Below are 24,823 nucleotides of genomic sequence, written 5' to 3' on the forward strand. Positions count from 1 at the left end.
CGACACTAGGCGAGCAGCGTGGCAACAGCAAACAGCCGCGGCGGCAGCGTGCGGCTACCCCACCTGGCCGCGATGGCGCAGCAGATGATCGGCCAGCACACAGGCCATCATCGCCTCGCCGACGGGAACCGCGCGGATGCCGACGCAGGGGTCGTGACGGCCCTTGGTCAGGATCTCGGTCTCCTGGCCCGAGCGGTCGACGGTCTGGCGCGGGGTGAGGATCGACGAGGTCGGCTTGACCGCGAAGCGCAGCACGATCGGCTGTCCCGTGGCGATGCCGCCGAGAATGCCGCCGGCATTGTTGGAGAGGAAGCGCGTGCCGTCATTGGCCGAGCGCATCTCGTCGGCATTCTCCTCGCCGGTCAGCTCGGCCGCACCAAAGCCGGCGCCGATCTCGACGCCCTTCACGGCGTTGATGCTCATCATCGCCGCGGCGAGATCGGCATCGAGCTTGCCGTAGAGCGGCGCGCCAAGTCCCGCCGGCACGCCCTCGGCGACGATCTCGAGCACGGCGCCGATCGACGAGCCGGACTTCCTGATGCCGTCGAGATAGTCCTCGAAGAACGCCGCCTTGTCCTTGTCGGGGCAGAAGAAGGGATTGCGCGCGACCTCGTCCCAGTCCCAGTTGCCGCGATCGATCTTGTGCGGCCCCATCTGCACCAGCGCACCGCGCACCTTCACGTCCGGCAGGACCTTGCGCGCGATCGCGCCGGCGGCGACGCGCGTCGCGGTCTCGCGCGCCGAGGAACGACCGCCGCCGCGATAGTCGCGCAGGCCGTATTTGGCCTCGTAGGTGAAGTCGGCGTGACCGGGACGAAACTTGTCCTTGATCTCGGAATAGTCCTTGGAGCGCTGGTCGGTGTTCTCGATCAGGAGCGCGATCGGCGTGCCCGTGGTGACCTGCACGCCCGTGTCGGGATCAGCCATCACGCCTGACAGGATCTTCACCTGGTCCGGCTCCTGGCGCTGGGTGGTGAAGCGCGACTGGCCGGGACGGCGGCGGTCGAGATCACGCTGGATCTCGTCGGCGGCGAGCGGGATCCGCGGCGGACAGCCGTCGACCACGCAGCCGATGGCCACGCCATGGCTCTCACCGAAGGTGGTGACGCGGAACATGTGGCCGAAGGTGTTGAAGGACATGAGCTGATCACCCAACCGGAAAAACCATCATTCCGGGATGGTCCGAAGGACCAGACCGGACTCTCGAGATTCCGGGTTCGCCTCTGCAAGGCGCACCGGAACGACGGAGACAAACTAACTGTACTTCTCGAACCCGTTCTCGCCGAACACATAGACCGCGCCCTGCTGGATCGGCAGGTCGACGGCGCCGTGCGGCGTCTCGAAGCCCAGCGCCCGCGCCGTGCCGCCATGGGCGACCGCCACGATATCGCCAGACAGCCCATCGTACCAGTCGCGCACGCGGCGCTCGACGTCGGCATAGGTCTCGCCGCCCTCGGGCGCCAGCGACCATTTGTCGGTCAGCCGCCTGGCATAGAAGGCGGGATCGGCCGCCTGCATTTCCGGCAGCGTCGCCCCTTCCCATTTGCCGTAGCCGATCTCGCGCAGCCGGGCATCGAGCGCATAGCCCTCGGCTGGCAGGCTCAGGGTCTCACGCACCAACTCCATGGTCGCGCGGGCGCGGCTGAGGGGGCTAGCGACGTAGGGCAGGCGCGCCGCATCATGGCCGTTGCGCGCAGCGAGCTCGGCCAGGATGTTGCCGGCCTGCACCGCCTGCACCCGCCCGAGCGCGTTCAGCGGAATGTCCTGCGTGCCTTGCAGCCGGCCGAGCGCATTCCATTCCGTCTCGCCGTGGCGGATGTAGTAGATCGTGGGCCGTGGCATTGCGCGTTGACGTTATTCCTTGGCGCCGACGGAATTGTTCAGCGAGATGTCGGGCGCCTCGGGCCGCTTCATGCCGACGACATGATAGCCGGAATCGACGTGATGCACCTCGCCGGTGACGCCGCGCGACAGGTCGGACAAGAGATACAGCGCGCTGTCGCCGACCTCGTCGATGGTCACGGTCCGGCGCAGCGGCGCGTTGTATTCGTTCCACTTCAGGATGTAGCGGAAGTCGCCGATGCCCGAGGCGGCCAGCGTCTTGATAGGTCCTGCCGAGATCGCATTGACGCGGATGTTCTTCTCGCCGAGATCGGCGGCGAGATAGCGCACGCTGGCTTCCAGCGCGGCCTTGGCGACGCCCATCACGTTGTAGTGCGGCATCCACTTCTCGGCGCCGTAATAGGTCAAGGTGATGATCGAGCCGCCGTCGGTCATCAGCTTCTCGGCGCGCTGCGCGATCGCCGTCAGCGAGTAGCAGCTGATCAGCATGCTCTTGGAGAAATTGTCCTGCGTGGTTTCGATGTAGCGGCCGTCGAGCTGGTCCTTGTCGGAGAAGGCGATGGCGTGGACCACGAAATCGATCTGGCCCCACTTCTCCTTGAGCACGTCGAACACCGCGTCGATGGTCGTGGGATCGGTGACATCGCAATGGCCGAGCACGAGCCCGCCGAGCTCGGCCGCCAGCGGCTCGACCCGCTTCTTCAGCGCGTCGCCCTGGTAGGTCAACGCGATCTCCGCGCCGGCCGCGCGCGCGGCCTTGGCGATGCCCCAGGCGATCGAGCGGTTGTTGGCCACGCCAAGGACGACCCCGCGCTTGCCCTGCATCAAACCTGAAATCTGCGCCATGCGGCTTCCCATCGAACTGATTATTAAGGACTGGACGTACACCACCGGTCTGGCCCGGTACAGCCCCATTCCGCCCGCTCTGTGGCAAACTCCCCCGCAGGGCTTGCGGTCCGGAATACGCTGATCATCGCGGGGTTATGATCTTTGCAAGACGCCGGCTGCGGCCTGCGCCCTTGTCATCGCAGCGAACAGCCGCAGGGCATTCCATGAACGCGTTCCGCCAGAGCGTCGAGACCATGATTCCGGCACTGCGCCGTTATGCCCGGGCGCTGGCGCGCGACATGGACGCGGCCGACGAACTGGTCCAGGACACGCTGGTGCGGGCGCTGCGCTCGGAGCGGCTGTTCCTGGGCGGCGACATCAGGAGCTGGCTGTACACGATCCTGACCAATCTGAACAAGAACCGCCGGCGCTCCTTGGCGCGGCGGCCGCACTTCATGCCGCTCCAGGACGACAATGCCGACGCCAGCGGCACCGAGGCCGAGGGCCGGGACATCGAGCACGCGCTGGCGACCCTGGTGGAGGAGCAGCGCGCGGCGCTTCTCCTCGTCGTGCTCGAAGGCCTGAGCTACCGCGAGGTCGCCGACATCCAGGGTGTCCCAATCGGCACCGTGATGTCCCGCCTCGCCCGCGCCCGCGCCCATGTCCGTGCCGTGCTCGAGGGCGAGCGGCCGGCGCTGCGGAGGGTGAAATGACCACTGCACAAAAGCCGCCCTGCCATGTTCGGCTGCCCAAGCCTGCAGCGACCGCGCATCGCCGCAGCCGCCCGATTGCAACGAGATCCCGATGATGACCGAGCCGACCATTCCCGTCACCGAAGACGAGCTGCACGCCTATGTCGACAACGAGCTGCCGGCCGAGCGCCGCAGCGACGTCGAGCGCTGGCTGGCCGCGCATCCGGCGGACGCCGAGCGGGTGCAATCCTGGCGCAGCATGGCTGAGGCGCTCCATGCCCGCTACGATTCGATCGTCAACGAGCCGGTGCCGCCGCGGCTCGACCTCGACGGCCTGGAGCGCCGGCCGCGGCGCTGGGTCGTCGCGGCCATGGCGGCAAGCGTGGCGGCCTTCGCGGTCGGCGGCGCGGTCGGCTGGGTCGCGCGTGGCGCCGCGTCCTCGCCGTCGCCGCTGCAGGCCCTTGCCGGCGAGGCGCTCGATGCGCACCGGCTCTATGTCGTGGAGGTGCGCCATCCGGTGGAGGTTCCTGGCGACGAGAAGGCCCATCTGCAGCAATGGCTGACGCGGCGCTGCGGTCGCACCGTGCAGGCGCCGGAGCTGGAAGCCACCGGACTGAAGCTCGTCGGCGGCCGGCTGCTGCCCGGGCCGACCGGCCCGGCGTCCTTCCTGATGTACGAGAGCACCTCCGGCGAGCGCTTCACGGTGTATGCGACCAAGGTCGGGATTGAGGCGGCCGAGATGCGCTATACGGCGCAGGGCAACACCGCTGCACTCTCGTGGGCGGAGCGCGGCGTCAGCTACGTCGTCAGCGGCGGCAGTGACCGGACGCGTCTCACTCAGGTCGCGCGCCTTGTTTATGACCAGACCGAACGGGCGGGCGGCTAGCGGCGGACCATTGCCCGATTTCGCGAGGTGCCGGCCTCGGCGCGATTACGGCCGTGATCAGAAGCGTTTGCAGGATGGCCGCGAGCGCTGCCCGAGAGGATCCTGATCCCCGCATGGCTCAGGCGGGAGACACGCCAGGGTCGGCGCCGCAATTCGGTCACCGGAAATCTGGAATCAGGTCACCGGCACGTCTCAATATAGCGCCAAATGTTCACGAAAAAATGAGGAGTGTTCGATCCGCCGATCGACACGGAAGCGGCCTCGATTGGGGTTTTGTACCGCGCTGGTCCCCCTTTCGAGGCCGCACTTTTTTCTCAGCTTTCCAGCTCGTCCTTCAGCTTTCAGCCGAGTGGTCCGCAACGCGCAACCTCAGGAGAGGTTGCTGCGCGGATTGTAGGGATGACGGTCGCGCCACTTGGTCATCAGGGCCTCGAGCTCGGCGTCGTTGCCGTCGGGCAGCACGATCCGGGTGGTGACGAACAGATCGCCGGCCGAGCCGTCGCTCTTGGGCAGGCCCTTGCCCTTGAGCCGGAAGGTCCGGCCGCTGGAGGTGTTCTTCGGGATCGACAGCTCGACCGCGCTGCCGAGCGTCGGCGCCCTCACCTTGGCGCCCAGGACCGCCTCGTAAAGCGTGATCGGCAGATCGAGCCTGAGGTCGCTGCCCTCGACCTTGAAGAACGGATGCGGCGCGATCTGGATCGTGATCAGGAGATCACCCGGCCGGTGTCCGGGCGCGCTCTCGCCCTGCCCCTTCAGCCTAATCTGCTGGCCGGCGGTAACACCGGCGGGGACCTTGACGTTGAGCTCCTTGCCCGACGGCAGCCGCACCCGCTTCTCGCCGCCCTTGACGGACTCCTCGAGCGAGACCGACATCGCAACCTTCAGATCGAGGTCGAGGCCGACACCGCCGGTGTCGAACTCGAACGAGCCGCCGCCGCCGCGTGCACCGCGCGCGCCGGCGCCGAACATGCTGTTCAGAATGTCCTCGAATCCGCCACCGCCGAAGCCGCCGCCCGGCCCGCCGCCGCTGCGGAAGGTATAGCTCTCGAAGCCGCCACCCGGCCCGCCGCGGCCGGCGCCGCCACCCGGAAAGCCCTGGAAGCGCGGCTTGCCGTCAGCGTCGATCTCCCCGCGATCGAACTGCTTGCGCTTCTCCTCGTCGCCCAGGATCTCGTTGGCCGAATTGATCTCGGCAAACCGCGCCGATGCCTTCGGGTCATCCTTGTTGCTGTCGGGATGATGCTTCTTGGCGAGCTTGCGATAGGCGCTCTTGATGGCCGCAGCGCTGGCGCTTCGCGGCACCCCCAAGACCTCATAGGGGTCGCGCATCCGTCACGTCTCCTTACAGAAAGTCAGATACTAACCTATGGGCTCCCCGCCCGCTTCGCATTTCATCTGGGGAGTCCGTTGTATTTTTGCAACGGGGTCCAGACGACCCCGGCTAGCTTTGCTGCCAGGGTTTGAGCGTCTGGATGTCCCAGCGCCCACGCTCGATACGGCACGCCGAGCCCTGCAGCCAGCGTTCCGTCTTGCCGTTGACGTAGCTCGCCAGGAAATCGCGGCACGTGCGGCCGTTGTCGGCCGTGTAGGACTTGGCGATCGGCGTCACCGAGCCGCGGGCGCCGGTCTGGGGATTCTGCCACGGCTGGCTGGAATCCTTGCTCCCCTTGGTCAGCACGTCCGACGCGGCGTTGCGGGCAAAAGCGAGATCGGCTTCGGTCGGCTCGCGCTCGGGCGGCGGGCTGACCGCGCCGGTGATCTCCGCATCGTCCATCTTGGCAAAGGCCGTTTCAGGGCGCGACAGGCTGCAGCCGCCGCCGGACAGGCCGATTAGAATGAGTGTCAAAGCCGTGCCGGCATGACCGATCGCGGATAGGCCAAGCCGGACCGATGCCCTATATAGGGCCGGACCAGAATGGACTTGCACGCGCCTGGCCGCGGGTGAACGCAAAACTCGGACTCCCCATACACATGACCGACCCCACGAGCATCAAACACCAGACAACCTTAACATCCGGTACATCGGCCGATTTTACCCAGGCCGGCGAGCCGTTTGCGCTGTTTGCGGCGTGGTTTGCCGAAGCCGGCAAGAGCGAGCCCAACGATCCGAATGCGATGGCGCTGGCAACGGTCGACGACAGCGGGCTGCCTGACGTGCGCATGGTGCTGATGAAGGGCTATGACGAGGACGGCTTCGTCTTCTACAGCCACAAGGCCAGCCAGAAGGGCCGCGAGCTCGCCGCGAATCCGAAGGCCGCGCTGCTGTTTCACTGGAAATCGCTGCGCCGCCAGGTCCGCATCCGCGGCCTCGTGGCGCCGGTGACCGACGAAGAGGCCGACGCCTATTTCGCGACCCGGCCGAAGCAGGCGCAGCTCGGCGCCTGGGCCAGCAAGCAGTCGCAGCCGTTGGAGAGCCGCTTCGCGTTCGAGCAGGCGATCGCCAAGGTCGCCGCGCAATACATCATCGGCGAGGTGCCGCGCCCGCCAGGATGGAGCGGCTGGCGCATCACTCCCGTCAGCATGGAGTTCTGGCACGACCGGCCATTCCGCCTGCACGACCGCATCGAATTCCGGCGCGAGGCTTCGGGCCGGCCGTGGACCAAGGTGCGGATGTATCCGTAGGGGATCGCCGCGCGGGCTTGCGCCCGGCCTCCAGGCGTCCGATACGCCAACGAATCGCCATCGCGCGCGTGAATCAGGCGCCGAACGCACAACCATTGTGGTAAGTTGATCCCGTCCGGGATCGTGAAAGACGCAGTTCATGCCGACCTCTTCCAATCAGCCACGGCGCACGATGCTGCTGACCGGTGCCAGCCGCGGCATCGGTCATGCCACCGTGATCCGCTTCTCATCAGCCGGCTGGCGCGTCCTCACCTGCTCGCGGCACCCCTTTCCCGAAGAATGCCCGTGGGGCGCCGGCCCCGAGGACCACGTCCAGGTCGACCTGTCCGATCCCCAGGACACCGTGCGCGCGATCGCCGAGATCAAACAGCGGATCGACGGCGGCGAGCTGCACGCGCTGGTCAACAACGCCGCGATCTCGCCGAAGGGCGCGGGCGGTGCCCGGCTCGGCACCGTCGACACCGACCTCGACACCTGGAATCACGTCTTCCGCGTCAACTTCTTCGCGCCGATCATGATGGCGCGCGGCCTGATCAAGGAGCTGAAGGCGGCCAAGGGCTCCGTCGTCAACGTCACTTCGATCGCCGGCTCACGCGTGCATCCCTTCGCCGGCGCGGCCTACGCGACCTCCAAGGCGGCGCTGGCCGCCCTGACCCGCGAGATGGCGTCGGATTTCGGCCGGGTCGGCGTCCGCGTCAACTCGATCGCGCCGGGCGAGATCGACACCTCGATCCTGTCGCCGGGCACCGAGAAGATCGTGCAGGAGCAGATCCCGATGCAGCGCCTCGGCACGCCCGACGAGGTCGCCAAGATCATCTACGTGCTGTGCTCGGAGACCAGCTCCTACGTGAACGGCGCCGAGATCCACATCAACGGCGGCCAGCACGTCTGAGCCATTCGGCGCGGAGACGGTTGCCCGTGTTCGATTTGGTTCATGGCGGCTTGCCACGTTCGGCAAGTTCCCGATGACCGCGCGAAGGCGTGATTAACGCCATCTCCGAAGATCGATACGGACCTAGCGACCACCACAAACAAGACAGCGCTCCCGGAGGGAACGCTGTTCATGGGATGGGATCGGCGTACTGAATTTCCAGTCGCTGGCTGCGCGGGCGGCATTGCCTGAATACCGTCCGGTCGAGAACGGTCGTTCAGCCTTCGCACACCAAACCGCGCAGAATCTGCGCGGCGCGCCAGCGCAGGCGGTCGGACTCGACGTTGAGGGCGCTGGAGCAATCATCGTCGCGCTCGTCCTCCTCGAGATCGGCGCCGCAGTAGCGGCAGGTGCGCGGCGACAGCGCATGGGCCACGACGATGTCGGCGCGGCTGCGCTGATAGCTGGCAAGATCGATCACGTTGTTCGATGCCATTATGCGTTTCTCAACCATTGCCGCCGCCTCTTGGATAAGGCGCGATGAACGCGCCCTCGAGCTCTGCCTTGCATGCCACGCGCCGAGGCGCTCGTTGTTTGTCATGCTGGTGCAGATTTATCGCAGAGAAGTTTCGATCAAACGTTCAGCGTTCCCATCAAATTTTACCTGAGGAATTGGGGCGGCTTTGCAGCGGCATTGCAGCCGGCCTAACAAGTATTTCCCATTATGTGTTGCATCTCACCGCTTGTGTCACCTGAGGTGCATAGCGACGGACTCTGTCCCGCTGCTAACAACGGGGCGCGAATGAGGCATCACTTGGAATGACGGCACAATGCCGCAGGCCTCGCCCAGATCTGTCGACAGAGCCTGGATTTTCAGGCCCGCGGCACTACAGCCACTTCTTCAATTTGAAGATGTAGTACGGCACGATCGCGCAGATCAGCATCAGCACCAGCGCCATCGGATAGCCGTGCACCCATTCGAGCTCCGGCATCATCTTGAAGTTCATGCCGTAGATCGATGCGATCAAGGTCGGCGGCATCAGCACCACCGCCATCACCGAGAACAGCTTGATGATGTTGTTCTGCTCGAGGTTGACGACACCGAGCATCGCATCCAGCACGAAGGTGATCTTGCCCGCGAGATAGGACGCGTGGTCGGTCAGCGAGGCGACGTCGCGCTGCATGGTCTTGAGCTGCTCGCGCATATCCTTCGACCACTTCACGCCTTCGACGACCGCAGAGAGAAACGTGACGAGACGACCGATCGACACCAGGCTCTCACGCACCTTCGAGGTCAGGTCGCCCTTGCGCCCGATCGCGATCAGGATCTGCGAATACTGCTTGGCGTGCCCGTGACGCTCATTGTTCGGCTCGAAGATCTCGTGGCTGACCTGGTCGATATCGGCCCCGACCTTCTCGAGAATGTCGGCGCAGCGGTCGATTACCGCATCGAGCAACTCCATCAGCACCATCTCGCCGGTGATCCCGGGCGCACAGTTGCGAGCGAGTTTGGCCTCCACCACGGCAAACGGTCGCGGCTGGTCGTAGCGGACCGTCACCAGACGGTGGCCCGCCAGGATGAAGGTGACGGCGGTGGTCCTGGGCATATCGGAGTCCGAGTGGCACATCAGCGTAGCCGTCATGTAGCGGGCGCCGTTCTCGATATAGAGGCGGCTGGAGATCTCGATCTCCTGCATGTCCTCGCGCGTCGGCACCGCAATCCCGGCCAGCTTTTCGACGGCCCGATCCTCGGCACTGCTCGGGTTCACCAGGTCGACCCAGACCGCATTGTCCGGCAGAGCCGCGGGATCGGTGATCGCCATCTTCTTCAGCGCGGTTTCGGACGGGACGAACACCGAGAACATGGACAAACTCCGAATCGCGAAACCTGAATTTCGGGGACTTAGCGGTGGGATGCTGCCGCCTTGTGACGCAGCTTGCGAGTCCGGTCCATCGGCTTTTCGCGCCAATGCTCCGCGGCCTCTCGCGCGGCGCCGAGGGGGAGCTGACCGTGCCATTCGAAGCACAGCTGTGGATGACTGCCCGCAACTTTGCGGCAAAAAAGCAACAATCGCGGCGCTGCAGCGTGACCTGTGCGTGTATCGGCTGGAATTGAGAACGATTTTGACGATAATGGGACATGTGGAATCGCGCTGCAGTGGCGCGGCCGTGTCATTGCAACGTCAGCTGTCGATTGGAATTGGTGACATGTCGCTGAAGGTGAAACTCGGACTCCTGGCCGCCGGCCTGATGCTGTCGGGCTGCATGCAGGCCACGACGTACGAGGCGACCAACACCCAGGCCTTCAAGCCGAAGGACAAGGAACTTCTCGCGAAGATCCGCTACACCAACACGCCGGTGGCCGAGCCCTATCGGCGCGCGATCGTCGACTATCACCGCAAGGAAGCTCCGGGCTCGATCGTCGTCGATTCCGACAGCCACTACCTCTATTACGTGCTGGATGGCGGCAAGGCGATCCGCTACGGCATCACCGTCGGCGAAGAGGCCATGGCCTGGTCGGGCATCGCCAAGGTCGGCGCCATGACCGAGTGGCCGGCTTGGCATCCGACCAAGGGCGAGATCGAGCGGCTGGGCGTTCCGACCTTCGTCGCCCCGGGCCCCGACAATCCGATGGGCTCGCGCGCGATGTACCTCTATGCCAACGGCAAGGACACGCTGTTCCGCATCCACGGCACCAACCAGCCGGAATATATCGGCGCCTCGATCTCCTCGGGATGCATCCGCCTGACGAACGAGGACGCGATCGACCTCTATAACCGGGTGAAGGTCGGCACCATCGTCGTGGTCCTCGATCCGAAGAAGGGTGATTCGCCGTACAAGCCGCAGATGGCGCTGCAGGGCGGGGGCACCTACGCTGCGATGCAGTGAGCCTCGGCTGAAGCCGGCACGATATCAAAAAGCCGAGAAACGCGTTTAGCAGCCTTTCCAAGGGCGCCGGTCACCCGGCGCCTCTTGTTTTGGGGGCTAGAACAATCCGCGGAAAGGATCCCAGCCACGACGGCTGTGATGGCGCGTCCGAGAAGCCGGCTTCGACGGCGAAGCCCGACCCACGCGGGGACTGTTCTGTGCGCGCTGGTCCCGCCCGGCTGCATTCCGCACCGTGTCGGAAGCTGCGGTCGGCGCGCGCGCCTCTGCCGCGGAGCTTCCGGGCTCTTGCTGTTCAGGCGCCGACTGGGACGCGGTCCGCCGGCTGCGGGCCGTTGCAGCGGGCTTTATGGCCGGAGGCCCTGCTTCCGCGTCGGCCCGTCGGGAGCTGTCGTCAGCAGAAGGATTCTCCGCTGCGGCCGAGGGGTCGGCCTTCCTCTCGTCGGCGCCGGCGCGACCGCCGTCGTTGTGCTCGGCTTTGGTGCTCGGGCTCTTCCGGGCGTTTTCGGTGCCGGCCTGCGCGGTCTCGCGTGGCGGCGCGTCTTCGGGTCTGGCGGCGGGCATCAGGGGCGCGACCTTCGGCAGCGGATCCAGCACGTCCCATTGGCAGATCCGGTAATTGTTCCGCCGCTCCATCAGGTCGAGATGGATGTGGTCCTCGTGGTACCAGTCGGAATCGGGGCCGAGCACCGTGGAGAAATGAGTGCAGACCGCGTGCAGCACCGCCTCGCGCAAATCGCGCGGCTGGGTGCGGTCGGTGAGATCGACCAGGCGGCCGTCGGCCAGCTTGAACCCTTGGACATCCAGCGCATTGGCACGGCCGTGCTCCGATAGCTGCGCGCCGCTGACATTGTTGCGGCCGCGGCACTGATATGAATCGAAATTGTCGAGCGCGGTGACCGCGCTGCCGAGCCGTTCGGCCAGCGGCGCCACATCGTTGCGCACCCAGTTGACGACCGCGGTCGCCATCGGACAACGCATGGTCGCCGCGGGCGTCAGCGCCACCCTGCGCTTGTCAGGCAGCACCACCGCCTCCAGCCGCACCAGGTCCTCGCCGCCGCAGCCGCCAGGCCCCTTGATCGGCGGAATCGATGGCGCGATCGCGACCTCTTCGGTCAGGGCCAGCCGGCAGGCCGAAGGCGGCGGTGGGGCTTGCGCATCCGCCTTCGGACCGCCGCTGGCCGCGTCGCGCGGAGCGGCATCCTCACCCTTGGCCGCCTGCCGCGCCGGCGCGTCGGCTGGCCGCGGCTGCGGAAGCGGCACCTTGGCAACGTCGTCGGCCGGCTTCGCTGCGGGCTCAGAGGCCGCGGGCGGGCTGCGGTGCGCCGATTTCGCGGCCGCCGCCGGCACCGCCATGAGCCAGCTCAATGCGATCGCCACGGCCACAGCGCTAACCATCACGCCCGGCGCGACGTCGTGGCCATCACAAGCCCATTTGCGTCGGGTGCGGCGCGCGCTAAAATTGACCAAAGAGACCAAAAGACCCTCGCTGCAAGCGAATACCGGAGGAACGACCTGATGCTTGGTTTGATGCAAGACTGGCCCCTGCTTTGTCACCGGATCATCGAGCATGCGGCGACAATCCACGGCTCCCAGGAGGTCGTGACCCGCTCGGTCGAAGGCCCCATCGTTCGCACCACCTATCGGCAAATCCACGACCGCGCTCTCAAGGTCTCGCAGAAGCTGACGCGCGACGGCATCAAGCTGGGCGACCGCGTCGCCACCATCGCCTGGAATACCGGCCGTCATCTCGAGGTCTGGTACGGCATCATGGGAATCGGCGCGATCTGTCACACGGTCAATCCGCGCCTGTTTCCCGAGCAGATCGGCTGGATCATCAACCATGCCCAGGACCGCATCGTCATCACCGATCTGACGTTCGTGCCGATCCTCGAGAAACTCGCCGACAAGCTGCCGAGCGTCGAGCGCTACATCGTGCTGACCGACGCCGCGCACATGCCGCAGACGACGCTCAAGAATGCCGTCGCCTACGAATCGTGGATCGGCGAGGCCGACGGCGATTTCGCCTGGGGGACCTTCGACGAGAACACCGCAGCCGCGATGTGCTACACGTCCGGGACCACCGGTGATCCGAAAGGTGTGTTGTATTCGCATCGGTCCAACGTGCTGCATGCGTTGATGGCCAATAGCCGGGATTCACTCGGTACGTCCGCAGCAGACACAATGCTTCCGGTGGTTCCGCTGTTCCATGCCAACAGCTGGGGCATTGCCTTCTCCGCTCCCTCGATGGGCACCAAGCTGGTGATGCCCGGCCCCAAGCTCGACGGCGCGTCGGTCTACGAGCTGCTCGACACCGAGAAGGTGACCTACACCGCCGGCGTGCCGACGGTGTGGCTGATGCTGCTGCAGCACATGCAGGCGCATAACCTCAAACTGCCGCATCTGAAGATGGTCGTGTGCGGCGGCTCGGCGATGCCGCGCTCGATGATCCAGGCCTTCCTCGACATGGGCATCGGCGTGCGCCATGCCTGGGGCATGACCGAGATGAGCCCGATCGGCACGCTCGCCACCCTGAAGCCGCCGTTCCTCGCCGCCGACGGCGACGCCAAGCTCGATGTGCTGCAGACCCAGGGCTTCCCGCCGTTCGGGGTCGAGATGAAGATCACCGACGATGCCGGCACCGAGTTGCCGTGGGACGGCAAGACCTTCGGCCGGCTCAAGGTGTCCGGTCCCGCGGTGTCGAAGGCCTACTACAAGGTCGACAGCAACATCCTCGACGATGAAGGCTTCTTCGACACCGGCGACGTCGCCACCGTCGATGAACATGGCTACATGCGCATCACCGACCGCTCCAAGGACGTCATCAAGTCCGGCGGCGAATGGATCTCCTCGATCGACCTCGAGAATCTCGCGGTCGGCCATCCCGCCGTCGCCGAGGCTGCCGTCATCGGCGTCTATCATCCGAAATGGGACGAGCGCCCGCTGCTGATCGTGCAGTTGAAGCCCGGCCAGACCACGACGCGCGAGGACATCCTGAAATACATGGAAGGCAAGATCGCCAAATGGTGGATGCCCGATGACGTCGCCTTCGTCGACGGCATCCCGCACACGGCAACGGGCAAGATCCTGAAGACTGCGCTGCGCGACCAGTTCAAGAGCTATCGCTTCCCCAACGCCGCCGCCTAGCAACAACTCCCGCTCCGCGCGAGACTCACGGCCCCTGCGCCCCCGCGGGGGCCGTTTGCGTTCCGCGCAAAAAGTTCCATCGCCCTCGCCTCGACCAAAGGCGAATAGGAAGCCCATGGGCGCGTTCCTAAGGTCCGGCACCATAAAAAACGAGGGAACGCCACCATGCGAAAATCAACCCGCCTGCTGCCCTGGCTGCTGGGAGCCTCACTGGCCGCCACGGCCGCGCACGCCGCTGGCAACAAGGTCGTGATCGGCGACATCGACGACATGTCCGGGCTCTATGCCGACGTGATCGGGCCGGGCGGGGTCGAGGCTGCAAGGATGGCGATCGAGGATTTCGGCGGCAGCGTGCTCGGCAACAAGATCGAGTTCATGGAGAGCGATCATCAGAACAAGCCGGACGTCGGCGCCCAGAAGTTGCGCGAGTGGGCCGATCGCGACGGGGTCACCATGATCCTCGGCGGCTCCAACACGGGGGTCAGCCTCGCGATGGCCAACGCCGCCAAGGAGAAGAAAATACCGTTCATCGCGATCGGTGCCGCCGGCGCCTCGCTGACCGGCAAGGACTGCACGCCCTACACCGTCCACTACGCCTACGATACGACCTCGCTCGCCAACGGCACCGCCAAGACCATGGTCAGCCAGGGCGGCAAGAGCTGGTTCTTCCTGACCGCCGACTACGCCTTCGGCACCCAGTTGCAGGAAGCCGCGTCCAAGGTGGTCGAGGCCAATGGCGGCAAGGTGGTCGGAGCGGTCCGCGTGCCGCTCTCCACGTCGGATTTCTCCAGCTATCTGCTGCAGGCGCAGGGCTCGGGCGCGCAGGTTCTGGGCCTCGCCAATGCCGGCAACGACTTCACGAACTCGATCAAGGCCGCGGATGAATTCGGCATCGCCAAGACGATGAAGCCGGCGGCACTGCTCGCCTTCATCAGCGACATCCACAGTCTCGGCCTGAAGACCGCGCAGGGTCTCTATCTCACCACCGGCTGGTATTGGGACCTCAACGACAAGACCCGTGCTTTCGCCAAGCGCTACTACGAAAAGACCAAGCGCGAGCCGACCATGAACCAGGCCGCCTACTACTCGGCGACGATCACCTATCTCAATGCCGTGAAGGCGGCCGGCACCACCGAGTCCGACAAGGTCATGGACCAGCTGCGCAATATGAAGATCGACGACATGTTCACGTCGAACGGCAAGATCCGCGCCGACGGCCTGATGGAGCATGAGATGTACATCATGCAGGTCAAGAAGCCGGAGGAGTCGAAGTACCCATGGGACTACTACAAGCTGATCCAGACGATGTCCGGCGAGGAGGCGTTCGGCAAGCTTTCGGAGTCCGCCTGCCCGCTGGTGCATTCGCACTGAGCATCTGACGCAAGCCTGACCAAGACAGCCGCGGCCCCTCCCCTTTGGCGGGGCCGTGGCGTTGCGTGCCGCCGTGGCGTTGACGTGGCGCAAGGCGGGCATGCCGGACCGCATCTAGAAGGTGGGCATGAGTTCAAGAGCGCGCCTCCCAGCGTCCACGACATGGCGCGACATACCGTCGACGGTGCTGACGCTCGGGCTGGTATCGCTCCTGATGGATATCTCCTCGGAGCTGATCCATGCGCTGCTGCCGGTCTTCCTCGCGACCGTGGTCGGCGCCTCCACGGTGACCATCGGCCTGATCGAAGGCGTGTCCGAGGCGACCGCCGCAATCACCAAGGTGTTCTCCGGCGCACTGTCCGACCGCATTGGCAAGCGCAAGCTGCTGGTCGCAATCGGCTATGGGCTGGCGGCATTGACCAAGCCGGTGTTTCCGCTCGCCAGCACATCATGGCAGATCCTCGCGGCGCGCTTCGTCGACCGCATCGGCAAGGGCATCCGCGAGGCGCCGCGCGACGCGCTGATCGCCGACGTCACGCCGGAAGGCATCCGCGGCGCGAGCTACGGCCTGCGCCAGGCGCTCGACACGATCGGCGCCTTTGCCGGTCCCCTCCTCGCCGTGGCGCTGATGGCGCTCTACGCCGACGACTTCCGGGCGGTGTTCTGGTGGTCGGCGCTGCCGGCCACGCTTGCCGTGCTGCTGATCCTGTTCGGCCTGCGCGAGCCGGCGCAGACCGCGCCTGCGGCGCGCCGGGACTGGCCGGTCCATGCGCGCGAGCTGCGCCGGCTGCCATCGGCCTATTGGATCGTGGTCGCCACCGGCGCGGTGTTCGCGTTGGCCCGCTTCAGCGAGGCGTTCCTGGTGCTGAAGGCGCAGGCCGACGGCCTCGCTCTCGCCCTGATCCCGTTGGTCTACGTGCTGATGAACCTGATCTATGCCGGCGTCGCCATGCCCGCCGGCATCCTCTCCGACCGCATCGGCCGCAACAACGTGCTGACCTGCGGCCTCGTGGTGCTGACAGCCGCCGACCTGACGCTGGCCTTCGTGCCCGGCCTGATCGGCACCGCGATCGGCGTCGCGCTGTGGGGCCTCTACCTCGGGCTGTCGCAGGGGCTGCTGTCGGCAATGGTCGCCGACACCGCCCCGCCGGATCTGCGCGGCACCGCGTTCGGCCTGTTCAACCTTGTGACCGGCGCTGCGCTGCTGGTCGCGAGCCTGCTGGCGGGATGGCTGTGGCACGCCTATGGGTCGCAGGCGACGTTCACGACCGGCGCAGCCTTCTCGATCGCAACCGTCCTGTTGATGCTGACGGCGTTGCGCAGCCGCCCGGACCGAGCCGCCTGACGCGGTCTCCGCATCAACCGCCCTCTCCGGGCCAAACGCCTCTTGAATTTGCGCCATCCGCGTGGTCTCACACGGGGTGATCCGGCCGCCCGGCAACGCAGGCAGCGGCCCAACCCCGGCAGTTCCTGACACGATGGCACGCAGGTTTCACGCCCCCTATCTGTCGGAGCCGATCTCCAGCCTCGCGACCTGGACCCGCAATCTGGCGGTGTTCTCGGTCGTCGCCGTGCTGGTCTCGATCCTGATCCTGCGCTTCGATTTTCTGGAGATGAAGCCGGCGCTGGCGACGTTCTTCGGCGCGCTGGGGCTCGCCGTGCTGTCGATCCTGCTCGGGCTTGCCGCCTTCGTCGCGATCTGGCGCAACGGCAGCCGCGGCATGAGCCGGATCCTGCTCGCCTTCATGATCGATGCCGTGGTGCTGGCCTATCCGGCCTACCTCGCGCTCCAGTACCGCAAGCTGCCGAAGATCTACGACATCACCACCGACCCGATCGATCCGCCGCGCTTCGAGGCTTTGGCGCCGCTCCGCAACGGCGACGGCACCAACACGGCCGTCTATGCCGGGCTGTATTCAGCCGAGCAGCAGCAGAAATTCTATCCGGACATCGAGCCGGTGCAGATCGAACTGCCGCCCGATCGCGCCTACGCGATCGCCCTGAAGCTGGTCAACCGGCGCAAATGGTTCGTGGTCGACGAACGCGCGCCGCAGCCGCCGCGCCGCGTCGGCCGCATCGAGGCGGTCGCACGCACGCCGATCATGGGCTTCCGCGAGGACATCTCGATCCGCATCCAGCCCGACGGCGAGGATTCCCGCGTCGACGTCCGCTCCGCCTCGCGCTATTTCGAGTCGGATATCGGCAGCAATGCCGCGCGCGTGGCCAAGCTGATCGAGGACCTGTCCAACGCCGGCGAGGCCGAGGCGCAGAAGCCGGTGAAGAAGGTCACGCCGCCGCCGGTGGCGGCGAAGGGAAATGCGAAGACGGTGAAGAAGTGAGCGGGGCGAATGGCGTATAGGAGTGGCGAATAGGGAATGAAGTCTTCCCGGCTCGCACTCTTCCCCTACTCGCTATTCGCTACACCAGCCGATACGTCCCGCCGATCACCGGATCACCTTCCGTCGCGACCACGCCGCGGGCGACGAGGTCTTCCAGATGGGCCAGCACGGAATAGCCGGCCGCGGTGGTGAGCCGTGGATCGATGCCGATATAGATCGCGCGCACCATGGTCGGGATGTCGGCCTCGCCCTTGGCGAGGCGATGCAGGATCGAGGCCTCGCGGGCCTGGCGGTGGCGCATCAGGAAGCGCGTGTAGCGCGGTCCCTCCGGAATTTCCGGACCGTGACCTGAGAAATACAGCTCCTCGGGCCGCGCGGCGAGCCGCTCCAGCGAAGCCATGTAGTCGACCATCGAACCATCGGGCGGCGCCACGATCGACGTCGCCCAGCCCATGACGTGATCGCCGACGAAGGTGGTGCTGCGCTCGGCCCAGGCGAAGGCGAGATGATTGGCCGTATGGCCCGGCGTCGCCACGGCCTCGACCCGCCAGCCCCGCCCTTCGATCACATCGCCGTCAGCAACGGTGACATCCGGCGCAAAGTCGCGGTCGACGCCGGATTCCGGACTGTGCTTCTCACTCTCGTAGCGCGGCCGCGAGGCGCGATGCGGGCCCTCGGCATAGACGGTGGCGCCGGTCGCGGCCTTCAGCCGGCCGGTGTTCGGCGAGTGATCGCGATGCGTGTGCGTCACCAGGATGTGCGTGACGGTCTCGCCTCTGATGGCATCGAGCAGCGCCTGCGCATGGGGCTCGTTGTCCGGACCCGGATCGATGATCGCGACGTTGCCGGTCCCCACGATGTAGCTGACCGTGCCGGTGAAGGTGAACGGACTCGGATTGTTGCAGAGGACGCGGCGAATGCCCGGGCGGACCTGCTCGACGACGCCCGCCCGAAGCGGGAAGTTGCGGTTGAACGGGACGTCGTCATTCTCGGCCATGGCGTGCCTTCCCTGTGCATGGGGCAGATCGCCTGCCTCACTCGCTGCCGTCATCCCCCGCGAAAGCGGGGGATCCAGTACTCCGAGACGGCGATGAGCCTCGATGGGCCGGTGATCGCTGGATCGTCCGCTTTCGCGGACGATGACAGCGAGGGCGCAACGGCGACCGCGTATACCGCCCTATGCAGCGAATGGGCGTCGCGCACAGCAGTTAGAAGAACGCCTGAATGCCGGTGATGGCGCGGCCGAGGATCAGCGCGTGGACGTCGTGCGTGCCCTCGTAGGTATTGACCGTCTCGAGGTTGGCGGCATGGCGCATCACCTGATACTCGATCGAGATGCCGTTGCCGCCGTGCATGTCGCGCGCGACGCGGGCGATGTCGAGCGCCTTGCCGCAATTGTTGCGCTTGACGATCGAGATCATCTCCGGGGCCATCTTGCCCTCGTCCATCAGGCGGCCGACGCGAAGCGAGGCCTGCAGGCCGAGCGCGATCTCGGTCTCCATGTCGGCGAGCTTCTTCTGGACCAGCTGCGTGGCAGCCAGCGGCTTGCCGAACTGCTTGCGGTCGAGCGTGTACTGACGGGCGCGATGCATACAATCCTCGGCGGCGCCGAGCACGCCCCAGGAGATGCCGTAGCGGGCGCGGTTGAGGCAGCCGAACGGCCCCTTGAGGCCGGACACGTTGGGCAGCAGCGCGCTCTCCGGCACCACCACGCCGTCCATCACGACCTCGCCGGTGATCGAGGCGCGCAAGGAGAGCTTGCCGCCGATCTTCGGCGCCGACAGGCCCTTCATGCCCTTCTCGAGGATGAAGCCACGGATCTGGTTGTCATGCGCGGCCGACTTGGCCCACACCACGAACACGTCGGCGATCGGCGCGTTCGAGATCCACATCTTGCTGCCGGTCAGGCGATAGCCGTCGGCCACCTTCTCGGCGCGGGTCTTCATGCCGGCCGGATCGGAGCCGGCATCCGGCTCGGTCAGGCCGAAGCAGCCGACCCACTCGCCGCTGGCGAGCTTCGGCAGATATTTCTTGCGCTGGCTCTCGTCGCCATAGGCATAGATCGGATACATCACCAGCGAGGACTGCACCGAGTTCATCGAGCGGTAGCCGGAATCGACGCGCTCGATCTCGCGTGCCACGAGGCCATAGGCGACGTAGCTCGCATTGGCGCAGCCATATTCCTCCGGCAGGGTGATGCCGATCAGGCCGAGCTCGCCCATCTCGTTGAAGATCTCGCGGTCGGTCTTCTCCTCGAGATAGGCCTTGGTCACGCGCGGCAGCAGCTTGTCCTGGGCGTAGGCGCGCGCGGTGTCACGCACCATGCGCTCGTCCTCGGTCAGCTGATCGTCCAGCAGGAAGGGATCGTCCCACTGGAAGCTCGACTGGGCCGGCTTGTCCTTTGCCTGAGGGCGCGCGCTCATGAATGGTCCTTTCGCGTCTCGCTGCGCACGGGTCGCAGCAGTTGAGAGGTTAAATCCTGGAAGTTCAGCCTTCAAGCCGCTCGTTGGCGACGATCTCGATGCCGAAACCCGACAGGCCCTTGTAGTCATGGACCGACGACGTCAGGTTCCGGATCGAGGTCACGCCGAGATCACGCAGGATCTGCGCACCGACGCCGACCTCGCGCCACTGCCGGTGGCGATCGGCCTCCGCGGTATGCGGCTCTTCGACCGGCTCGACGGGAACGCCGGCCGCGCCGTCGCGCAGATAGATCAGCACGCCGCGACCGGCCCGCTTGAAGTGCTGCAGCACCGCCTGGATACGCTGCGGACCTGCGATCAGATCCTTCACGATGTTGGGCTTGTGCAGCCGCGTCAGCACGTTCTTGCCGTCGCCGATGCCGTTATAGACGAACGCGGCGTGGGTGATCGGATCGAACGGCGAGCGGTAGGCGAAGCCCTGCAGCGGCCCGATCGGGCTGTCGGTCGTGAAGGTCGACACCCGTTCGATCAGCTTCTCGCGCGCCTGCCGGTACGAGATCAGATCGGCGATGGTGACATGCTTGAGATTGTGGGCCGCGGCGAAACGAACGACCTGCTCGCCTTTCATGACCGTGCCGTCGTCGTTCATCAACTCGGAGATGACGCCGACCGGCGGGAGCCCGGCGAGCTTGCAGAGATCGACCGCCGCCTCGGTGTGGCCGGAGCGCAGCAGCACGCCGCCGTCACGCGCGATCAACGGGAAGATATGGCCGGGGCGCGCGAAATCAGCGGCACCGGCATTCGGGTTGGCGAGCGCACGACAGCAGGAGGCGCGCTCTTCGGCCGAGATTCCGGTGCCACCGTCCGGCTTGTAGTCGATCGAAACGGTGAAGGCCGTGGTGTGGTTGGAATCATTGTGCGCGACCATCGGGTCGAGCCGCAGCCGCCGCGCGTCGTCGGCGGTGATCGGCGCGCAGACGATGCCGGAGGTATGGCGAATGATGAACGCCATCTTGTCGGGCGTGCAGAGCGAGGCGGCGACGATGAGATCGCCCTCGCCCTCGCGGTCGTCGTCATCGGTCACGACGACCATCTCGCCCTTGGCGAAGGCGTACAGAACTTCCTGGATCGAGTCGGCCATTGCAAGTCTCGCTGCTTTTCCGGGCTGCTTTAGCCGGGATCGCAGGCGCGCGCCAGAGCGGCGGAACCGCCGCTCGAAGGTCGCCTTCCCCGGGAAAAGGACCGGCCCTGCCAGGACAAGCGCCCTGGTATCTGTTTAAAGTCGCCTCAAATCGAGAACAAGGGAGCCGCGCCTCATGGCCGCATTCGATTTTGCACCCCTCCTCAGCCCCGGCCTGCCCGCACCCGCCGCGCGCTGGACGGGACTCGCAAAATACAGCTTCGTCGGCGGCAACAACGACGCCGATGCCGTGCCCGTGGAGGGCTTGCGCGCGGCCGCCGACGCCGTGCTCGCCCGCGAGGGACGCGCGCTCGCCACCTACGGCCTCGCGCACGGGCCTCAAGGCTACCGGCCGCTGCGGGACTTTCTTGCCGCCAAGCTGACGCGGGACGCGGGCATGTCGGCGCGCGCCGACGACATCATGATCCTGTCCGGCTCGCTGCAGGGCCTCGACCTCGTCAATCAGGCGCTGCTCACGCGCGGCGACACCGTGCTGGTCGAGCAGGACAATTACCAGGGCACGCTGACGCGGCTGGCACGACTGGGCGTCAAGGTCATCGGCATCCCGCTCGACCAGGACGGCATGCGAACGGACGCGCTGGCGACGATGCTGGCCGATCTCAAGGACCGCGGCATCCGGCCGAAATACATCTATACCATTCCGACGGTGCAGAATCCGACCGGCACCATCATGCCGGAAAGCCGCCGTGCCGAGCTGCTGTGGCTGTCGCGCGCCTACGGCGTGCCGGTGTTCGAGGACGACTGCTATGCCGACCTGATCTGGGAGGGCAAACGGCCCCGCGCGATCCACGGCATGTCCGATCATGGCGGCGTGATCCACCTCGGCTCGTTCTCGAAATCGGTCGCGCCCGCGCTGCGGGTCGGCTTCCTGGTCGCCCCCTGGGAGATCATGTCGGTGCTGCTGTCCCTCAAGACCGATGCCGGCTCGGGCGCGCTGGAGCAGATGGTGCTTGCGGAATATTGCAGACCGCATTTCGCGACCCACGTGCCGCAATTGGTGCGGGGCCTGCGCGCCAAGCTGGACACCCTGGTCGAGGCGCTCAACGCGGAGTTCGGCACCGCCGCCGAGTTCGCGCCGCCCAAGGGCGGGATCTTCCTCTGGGTCAAGCTGCCGGACCAGGTTGACGCGATGAAGCTGTCACAGGCAGCGCTCAAACGCGGCGTCTCGATCAATCCGGGATCGGAATGGTCCACCGACGCCGCGCATGCGCGGAGCCGCCTGCGGCTGTGCTTCGCCAGCCCCTCGCATCAGGAGATCCGCGAGGGCATCGCAGTGCTCGCCGACGTCTGCCGGGAGGAGTTCGGGGTGCCGCTCCGCTCGTCCAACGTGGAGCGGACGCGCGCGATCGAGTGATTGCGCTGCTCACCGCACCGAAAAGGGCGACTGATAGGGCCGCCCGAACGGCACGCCATTGATGACCGTCTGCACCGGCTTGAGCTGCAGCTTGCCGTCGCGCTTGTTGCCGCGGGTATCGACGAAGCTGACGGGCCCCTCGACCAGGTCCATGATTGCGACGTCGGCGGGCGCGCCGACCTGCAAAGTGCCGATCTTCGGCGCACGGTTGATGATCTTGGCCGGCGCGGAGGTCGCCATGCTCACCACCTGCTCCAACGAAAATCCCATAGCGATGAATTTCGCCATCACGTTGGGCAGGAACGGCATGCCCGGGCTGTTGCCGGAGAAGACATGGATGTCGGAGGAGATGGTGTCCGGGCCGCAGCCGCCGGGGATCGCGACCTCGGCCACGGTGAAATCGAAGCTGCCGCCGCCATGGCCGACATCGAACAGCACGCCGCGCTGCTTGGCGGCGAGCGCCGCGGGCAGCAGCTTGCCGTCCTGGACGATGTTGGTGAAGGCGCCGCCCATATTCGGCGCGCCGGAATAGGCGTGGGTCAGGATGTCGCCGGGGCGCAGCAGGTCCAGGATCTGCGACATCAACTCGCCGGTCTCGACCCCACCGATATGCACCATCATCCGCGCCGGCCAGCCGCACAGCTCGCAGGCCTTGATGCCGCGCTTCAGCGGCTCGAGCCCATGCTTGAAGATCACGTTCTCCGACATCCGCACCTTGACCCCGAGCAGGAAGTCCGGGTTCTCCGCCAGCGCCATGGCGCAGGCGTCTACCTGCGCATTGTCGATGTTGTAGAGCTCGGCCACCGGAAACGCCGACAGGCCGTTGTTGGCGATGTGGACGAAGGCGTAGATGCGTGCCCGCGACTGGGCGGCGATGAAGCGGCGCAACGCCGCAAGATTGTTGACGCCGGCGTCGCCGGCCGAGACGACCGTCGTCGTGCCCTGGAATTGCACCAGTTCGTCGGGCGGGATCCCGATCGCCGAGCCATAGGGATAGACATGGCTGTGGAGGTCGATGAGGCCCGGCGTCACCAACCGGCCGTTGGCGTCGATCGACCGCAGCGCCCGCTCGGCCGGTATCTCGGGCTCGACCGCTTCGACGACGCCCCAGCGGATCCCGATGTCGCGCTTGCCTCGGAGCGACTGGCTTGGATCGATCACGTCGCCGCCCTTGATCACCAGATCGAACTTGTCGGCCGGCCCCACCGCGGCGCCGGCAGGACCCGATAGCGCGGCCATGGCGGCCGCTCCGGACGACAGCAGGAATTTGCGGCGCGACAGCGCAGACATGGTCAGCCTCCCCACGCTTGTTTGTAGTTGCGGGGAGCATGCGCCTTGTCCCCCTCGCCAGCAAGGCCGGCCCGGAAAGAATGAGACTTTGTGCCAACGATCTCGGCGCGGCTCTGTCATTGCGCCGTTGACGCAGTGCATTAAGATGTCACGGCAGTCACCCCCCGAGACCGCATGATTTCGATCTCCCGCCCTCTCATCGCAATCGTCCTCTGCGCATCATCAGCGTCTGCCGCCCGGGCCGACGACACCGTCGAGGTTGCTCGGACCTGGGGCCTGATCGGAACCTGGGCCGCCGACTGCAGCGCACCCGCGGTCAAGGGCCGCGGCGCCATCATCTCCTACGAAGTCACTGACGATGGTCACCTGATCTATCGTCGTGACCACGATCCGTCCGACGTCAACCAGGTGGCGAGCGCACGCGTCGAGGCGGACCAGACGCTGGTGCTCTCGATCGTGCTGCCCAAAGCGCGCCAGACGCGAGAGAACGGGATCACCCGGACCGCCGACGGCAATATCCGCTCCGCGTTCAATCGCGGCGAGGACGACAGCTACACCATTCGTGACGGCCGCTTCGTCGCCAACGGCAAGCCGACGCCAGCGCTCAGGAAGTGCGACTGACGCGGCAGGCTCGAGGGGACGGCACGGTCCGCCCGCGAGCGTGAAGACCAAATCTGAACGTGTATTCAGCAACTTCGTGGAAGTTCCTGCGGAACGTTCTTTCACACTTCAAGTTGATCCCGCACTTTCATTCTGGAGGACAACATGAAGAAAATCGCTCTCGCGCTCGCTTCCCTTGCGGTCGTCGCGCTCGCGGCACCGTCGATCGCCAACGCCGAGACGGTGGTCATCAAGCGTGGCGGCCATCACTACCACCACGGCTGGGATCGGTCCCACGCCGAATACCGCATGCATCGTGAGTACCGGCCTCACCGCTATGTCCGGCCGTTCCACCGCCATCACGATCGCACCGTGATCATCCGGCGCGACTGATCTGCAACTTCGACACAGCAATGGCCCCGAGAGGGGCCATTTTCTGTGGCGTTCGTTCTGACGTCCGTTCTCGCAGGG

General features: G+C 66.0%; 23 protein-coding genes and 1 pseudogene. 12 read left to right on the top strand and 12 right to left on the bottom strand.

From position 1 onward, the window contains the following. Positions 1-54 precede the first annotated feature (54 nt). The 3 genes from aroC to fabI form a co-directional block, all read right to left on the bottom strand. Entirely contained in the window at positions 55-1,140 is a 1,086-nt protein-coding gene (gene aroC, locus QW861_RS18595) for a chorismate synthase (RefSeq protein ID WP_315715534.1), read from the bottom strand. Between the two features lie 114 nt (positions 1,141-1,254). Further along, on the bottom strand, positions 1,255-1,842 hold the full coding sequence (locus QW861_RS18600) for a histidine phosphatase family protein (RefSeq protein ID WP_316193376.1): 588 nt from the start codon (positions 1,840-1,842) through the stop codon (positions 1,255-1,257). 12 nt (positions 1,843-1,854) lie between these two features. Continuing rightward, a complete protein-coding gene (fabI, locus tag QW861_RS18605; RefSeq protein ID WP_315752061.1) occupies positions 1,855-2,688 on the bottom strand; it encodes an enoyl-ACP reductase FabI in 834 nt (277 codons plus the stop codon). Between the two features lie 206 nt (positions 2,689-2,894). On the opposite strand from fabI, the gene QW861_RS18610 reads away from it, so the two are divergent. Together QW861_RS18610 and QW861_RS18615 are read left to right on the top strand one after the other, a co-directional pair. Next, the gene (locus QW861_RS18610) at positions 2,895-3,383 is read left to right on the top strand and encodes a sigma-70 family RNA polymerase sigma factor (protein ID WP_315752062.1); all 489 of its coding nucleotides are present in this window, start codon (positions 2,895-2,897) and stop codon (positions 3,381-3,383) included. A gap of 91 nt (positions 3,384-3,474) precedes the next feature. Then, positions 3,475-4,248: an anti-sigma factor gene (locus QW861_RS18615; RefSeq protein WP_315752063.1), complete on the top strand. Its 774-nt coding sequence runs from the start codon at positions 3,475-3,477 to the stop codon at positions 4,246-4,248. 369 nt (positions 4,249-4,617) lie between these two features. Here the strand turns inward: QW861_RS18615 and QW861_RS18620 are convergent, their stop codons facing one another. Then, positions 4,618-5,577 carry a DnaJ C-terminal domain-containing protein gene (locus tag QW861_RS18620; RefSeq protein WP_315752064.1) on the bottom strand — a complete coding sequence of 320 codons (960 nt, stop codon included), beginning with the start codon at positions 5,575-5,577 and terminating at the stop codon, positions 4,618-4,620. Between the two features lie 112 nt (positions 5,578-5,689). Then, positions 5,690-6,094, bottom strand: a complete 405-nt coding sequence (locus QW861_RS18625) for an RT0821/Lpp0805 family surface protein (RefSeq protein ID WP_315752065.1) — start codon at positions 6,092-6,094, stop codon at positions 5,690-5,692. 125 nt (positions 6,095-6,219) lie between these two features. On the opposite strand from QW861_RS18625, the gene pdxH reads away from it, so the two are divergent. Together pdxH and QW861_RS18635 are read left to right on the top strand one after the other, a co-directional pair. After that, positions 6,220-6,870 (top strand): pyridoxamine 5'-phosphate oxidase, encoded by a 651-nt coding sequence (gene pdxH, locus QW861_RS18630; protein WP_315715527.1) that lies wholly within the window; start codon positions 6,220-6,222, stop codon positions 6,868-6,870. 139 nt (positions 6,871-7,009) lie between these two features. Further along, positions 7,010-7,762: an SDR family oxidoreductase gene (locus tag QW861_RS18635; RefSeq protein WP_315715526.1), complete on the top strand. Its 753-nt coding sequence runs from the start codon at positions 7,010-7,012 to the stop codon at positions 7,760-7,762. Between the two features lie 256 nt (positions 7,763-8,018). On the opposite strand, the gene QW861_RS18640 is transcribed toward QW861_RS18635, so the two are convergent. Continuing rightward, positions 8,019-8,237: a hypothetical protein gene (locus tag QW861_RS18640; RefSeq protein WP_409998659.1), complete on the bottom strand. Its 219-nt coding sequence runs from the start codon at positions 8,235-8,237 to the stop codon at positions 8,019-8,021. Positions 8,238-8,628: 391 nt separating this feature from the next. Continuing rightward, positions 8,629-9,606 (bottom strand): magnesium transporter CorA family protein, encoded by a 978-nt coding sequence (locus QW861_RS18645; RefSeq protein ID WP_315715525.1) that lies wholly within the window; start codon positions 9,604-9,606, stop codon positions 8,629-8,631. A gap of 343 nt (positions 9,607-9,949) precedes the next feature. Between QW861_RS18645 and QW861_RS18650 the strand changes: the two genes are divergently transcribed. Then, the gene (locus QW861_RS18650; RefSeq protein WP_011925214.1) at positions 9,950-10,630 is read left to right on the top strand and encodes a L,D-transpeptidase; all 681 of its coding nucleotides are present in this window, start codon (positions 9,950-9,952) and stop codon (positions 10,628-10,630) included. A 306-nt stretch (positions 10,631-10,936) separates the two neighbouring features. On the opposite strand, the pseudogene QW861_RS18655 reads toward QW861_RS18650, so the two are convergent. Further along, a pseudogene (locus QW861_RS18655) lies at positions 10,937-12,025 on the bottom strand (extensin family protein); the annotation flags it as partial. Between the two features lie 120 nt (positions 12,026-12,145). On the opposite strand from QW861_RS18655, the gene QW861_RS18660 reads away from it, so the two are divergent. The 4 genes from QW861_RS18660 to QW861_RS18675 all read left to right on the top strand — a co-directional run bounded on the left by QW861_RS18660 (position 12,146) and on the right by QW861_RS18675 (position 17,484). Further along, entirely contained in the window at positions 12,146-13,774 is a 1,629-nt protein-coding gene (locus tag QW861_RS18660) for a fatty-acid--CoA ligase (RefSeq protein ID WP_315752068.1), read from the top strand. A gap of 165 nt (positions 13,775-13,939) precedes the next feature. Further along, complete coding sequence (locus QW861_RS18665) at positions 13,940-15,145, top strand: ABC transporter substrate-binding protein (protein ID WP_315752069.1); 1,206 nt, start codon at positions 13,940-13,942, stop codon at positions 15,143-15,145. A 127-nt stretch (positions 15,146-15,272) separates the two neighbouring features. After that, positions 15,273-16,490 (top strand): MFS transporter, encoded by a 1,218-nt coding sequence (locus tag QW861_RS18670; protein ID WP_315752070.1) that lies wholly within the window; start codon positions 15,273-15,275, stop codon positions 16,488-16,490. Between the two features lie 133 nt (positions 16,491-16,623). Beyond that, positions 16,624-17,484 (top strand): DUF1499 domain-containing protein, encoded by an 861-nt coding sequence (locus QW861_RS18675; protein WP_316185979.1) that lies wholly within the window; start codon positions 16,624-16,626, stop codon positions 17,482-17,484. Positions 17,485-17,563: 79 nt separating this feature from the next. Here the strand turns inward: QW861_RS18675 and QW861_RS18680 are convergent, their stop codons facing one another. From QW861_RS18680 to ribB, 3 genes are all read right to left on the bottom strand, one after another. After that, positions 17,564-18,481: an MBL fold metallo-hydrolase gene (locus tag QW861_RS18680; RefSeq protein ID WP_315752072.1), complete on the bottom strand. Its 918-nt coding sequence runs from the start codon at positions 18,479-18,481 to the stop codon at positions 17,564-17,566. Between the two features lie 211 nt (positions 18,482-18,692). Beyond that, a complete protein-coding gene (locus QW861_RS18685; protein WP_315715517.1) occupies positions 18,693-19,907 on the bottom strand; it encodes an acyl-CoA dehydrogenase in 1,215 nt (404 codons plus the stop codon). Positions 19,908-19,971: 64 nt separating this feature from the next. Next, positions 19,972-21,048 carry a 3,4-dihydroxy-2-butanone-4-phosphate synthase gene (gene ribB / locus QW861_RS18690; RefSeq protein WP_315715516.1) on the bottom strand — a complete coding sequence of 359 codons (1,077 nt, stop codon included), beginning with the start codon at positions 21,046-21,048 and terminating at the stop codon, positions 19,972-19,974. Positions 21,049-21,223: 175 nt separating this feature from the next. On the opposite strand from ribB, the gene QW861_RS18695 reads away from it, so the two are divergent. Beyond that, positions 21,224-22,462, top strand: a complete 1,239-nt coding sequence (locus QW861_RS18695) for a PLP-dependent aminotransferase family protein (RefSeq protein ID WP_316193377.1) — start codon at positions 21,224-21,226, stop codon at positions 22,460-22,462. A 9-nt stretch (positions 22,463-22,471) separates the two neighbouring features. On the opposite strand, the gene QW861_RS18700 is transcribed toward QW861_RS18695, so the two are convergent. Continuing rightward, on the bottom strand, positions 22,472-23,752 hold the full coding sequence (locus QW861_RS18700) for an amidohydrolase/deacetylase family metallohydrolase (RefSeq protein WP_315752074.1): 1,281 nt from the start codon (positions 23,750-23,752) through the stop codon (positions 22,472-22,474). A 174-nt stretch (positions 23,753-23,926) separates the two neighbouring features. Here QW861_RS18700 and QW861_RS18705 point away from each other — a divergent pair, with 174 nt between their 5' ends. After that, entirely contained in the window at positions 23,927-24,373 is a 447-nt protein-coding gene (locus QW861_RS18705) for a hypothetical protein (RefSeq protein WP_315752075.1), read from the top strand. A 144-nt stretch (positions 24,374-24,517) separates the two neighbouring features. Next, positions 24,518-24,745: a hypothetical protein gene (locus tag QW861_RS18710; RefSeq protein WP_315715512.1), complete on the top strand. Its 228-nt coding sequence runs from the start codon at positions 24,518-24,520 to the stop codon at positions 24,743-24,745. Positions 24,746-24,823: the final 78 nt, after the last annotated feature.

The sequence above is a fragment of the Bradyrhizobium sp. SZCCHNRI1029 genome (assembly GCF_032487555.1).
Taxonomy (GTDB): domain Bacteria; phylum Pseudomonadota; class Alphaproteobacteria; order Rhizobiales; family Xanthobacteraceae; genus Bradyrhizobium.

Bases quoted from the DNA above. Each gene is read 5' to 3' on its own strand.
- aroC (WP_315715534.1), bottom strand. From the start codon at position 1,140: ATGTCCTTCAACACCTTCGGCCACATGTTCCGCGTCACCACCTTCGGT.
- QW861_RS18600 (WP_316193376.1), bottom strand. From the start codon at position 1,842: ATGCCACGGCCCACGATCTACTACATCCGCCACGGCGAGACGGAATGG.
- fabI (WP_315752061.1), bottom strand. From the start codon at position 2,688: ATGGCGCAGATTTCAGGTTTGATGCAGGGCAAGCGCGGGGTCGTCCTT.
- QW861_RS18610 (WP_315752062.1), top strand. From the start codon at position 2,895: ATGAACGCGTTCCGCCAGAGCGTCGAGACCATGATTCCGGCACTGCGC.
- QW861_RS18615 (WP_315752063.1), top strand. From the start codon at position 3,475: ATGATGACCGAGCCGACCATTCCCGTCACCGAAGACGAGCTGCACGCC.
- QW861_RS18620 (WP_315752064.1), bottom strand. From the start codon at position 5,577: ATGCGCGACCCCTATGAGGTCTTGGGGGTGCCGCGAAGCGCCAGCGCT.
- pdxH (WP_315715527.1), top strand. From the start codon at position 6,220: ATGACCGACCCCACGAGCATCAAACACCAGACAACCTTAACATCCGGT.
- QW861_RS18635 (WP_315715526.1), top strand. From the start codon at position 7,010: ATGCCGACCTCTTCCAATCAGCCACGGCGCACGATGCTGCTGACCGGT.
- QW861_RS18640 (WP_409998659.1), bottom strand. From the start codon at position 8,237: ATGGCATCGAACAACGTGATCGATCTTGCCAGCTATCAGCGCAGCCGC.
- QW861_RS18645 (WP_315715525.1), bottom strand. From the start codon at position 9,606: ATGTTCTCGGTGTTCGTCCCGTCCGAAACCGCGCTGAAGAAGATGGCG.
- QW861_RS18650 (WP_011925214.1), top strand. From the start codon at position 9,950: ATGTCGCTGAAGGTGAAACTCGGACTCCTGGCCGCCGGCCTGATGCTG.
- QW861_RS18660 (WP_315752068.1), top strand. From the start codon at position 12,146: ATGCTTGGTTTGATGCAAGACTGGCCCCTGCTTTGTCACCGGATCATC.
- QW861_RS18665 (WP_315752069.1), top strand. From the start codon at position 13,940: ATGCGAAAATCAACCCGCCTGCTGCCCTGGCTGCTGGGAGCCTCACTG.
- QW861_RS18670 (WP_315752070.1), top strand. From the start codon at position 15,273: ATGAGTTCAAGAGCGCGCCTCCCAGCGTCCACGACATGGCGCGACATA.
- QW861_RS18675 (WP_316185979.1), top strand. From the start codon at position 16,624: ATGGCACGCAGGTTTCACGCCCCCTATCTGTCGGAGCCGATCTCCAGC.
- QW861_RS18680 (WP_315752072.1), bottom strand. From the start codon at position 18,481: ATGGCCGAGAATGACGACGTCCCGTTCAACCGCAACTTCCCGCTTCGG.
- QW861_RS18685 (WP_315715517.1), bottom strand. From the start codon at position 19,907: ATGAGCGCGCGCCCTCAGGCAAAGGACAAGCCGGCCCAGTCGAGCTTC.
- ribB (WP_315715516.1), bottom strand. From the start codon at position 21,048: ATGGCCGACTCGATCCAGGAAGTTCTGTACGCCTTCGCCAAGGGCGAG.
- QW861_RS18695 (WP_316193377.1), top strand. From the start codon at position 21,224: ATGGCCGCATTCGATTTTGCACCCCTCCTCAGCCCCGGCCTGCCCGCA.
- QW861_RS18700 (WP_315752074.1), bottom strand. From the start codon at position 23,752: ATGTCTGCGCTGTCGCGCCGCAAATTCCTGCTGTCGTCCGGAGCGGCC.
- QW861_RS18705 (WP_315752075.1), top strand. From the start codon at position 23,927: ATGATTTCGATCTCCCGCCCTCTCATCGCAATCGTCCTCTGCGCATCA.
- QW861_RS18710 (WP_315715512.1), top strand. From the start codon at position 24,518: ATGAAGAAAATCGCTCTCGCGCTCGCTTCCCTTGCGGTCGTCGCGCTC.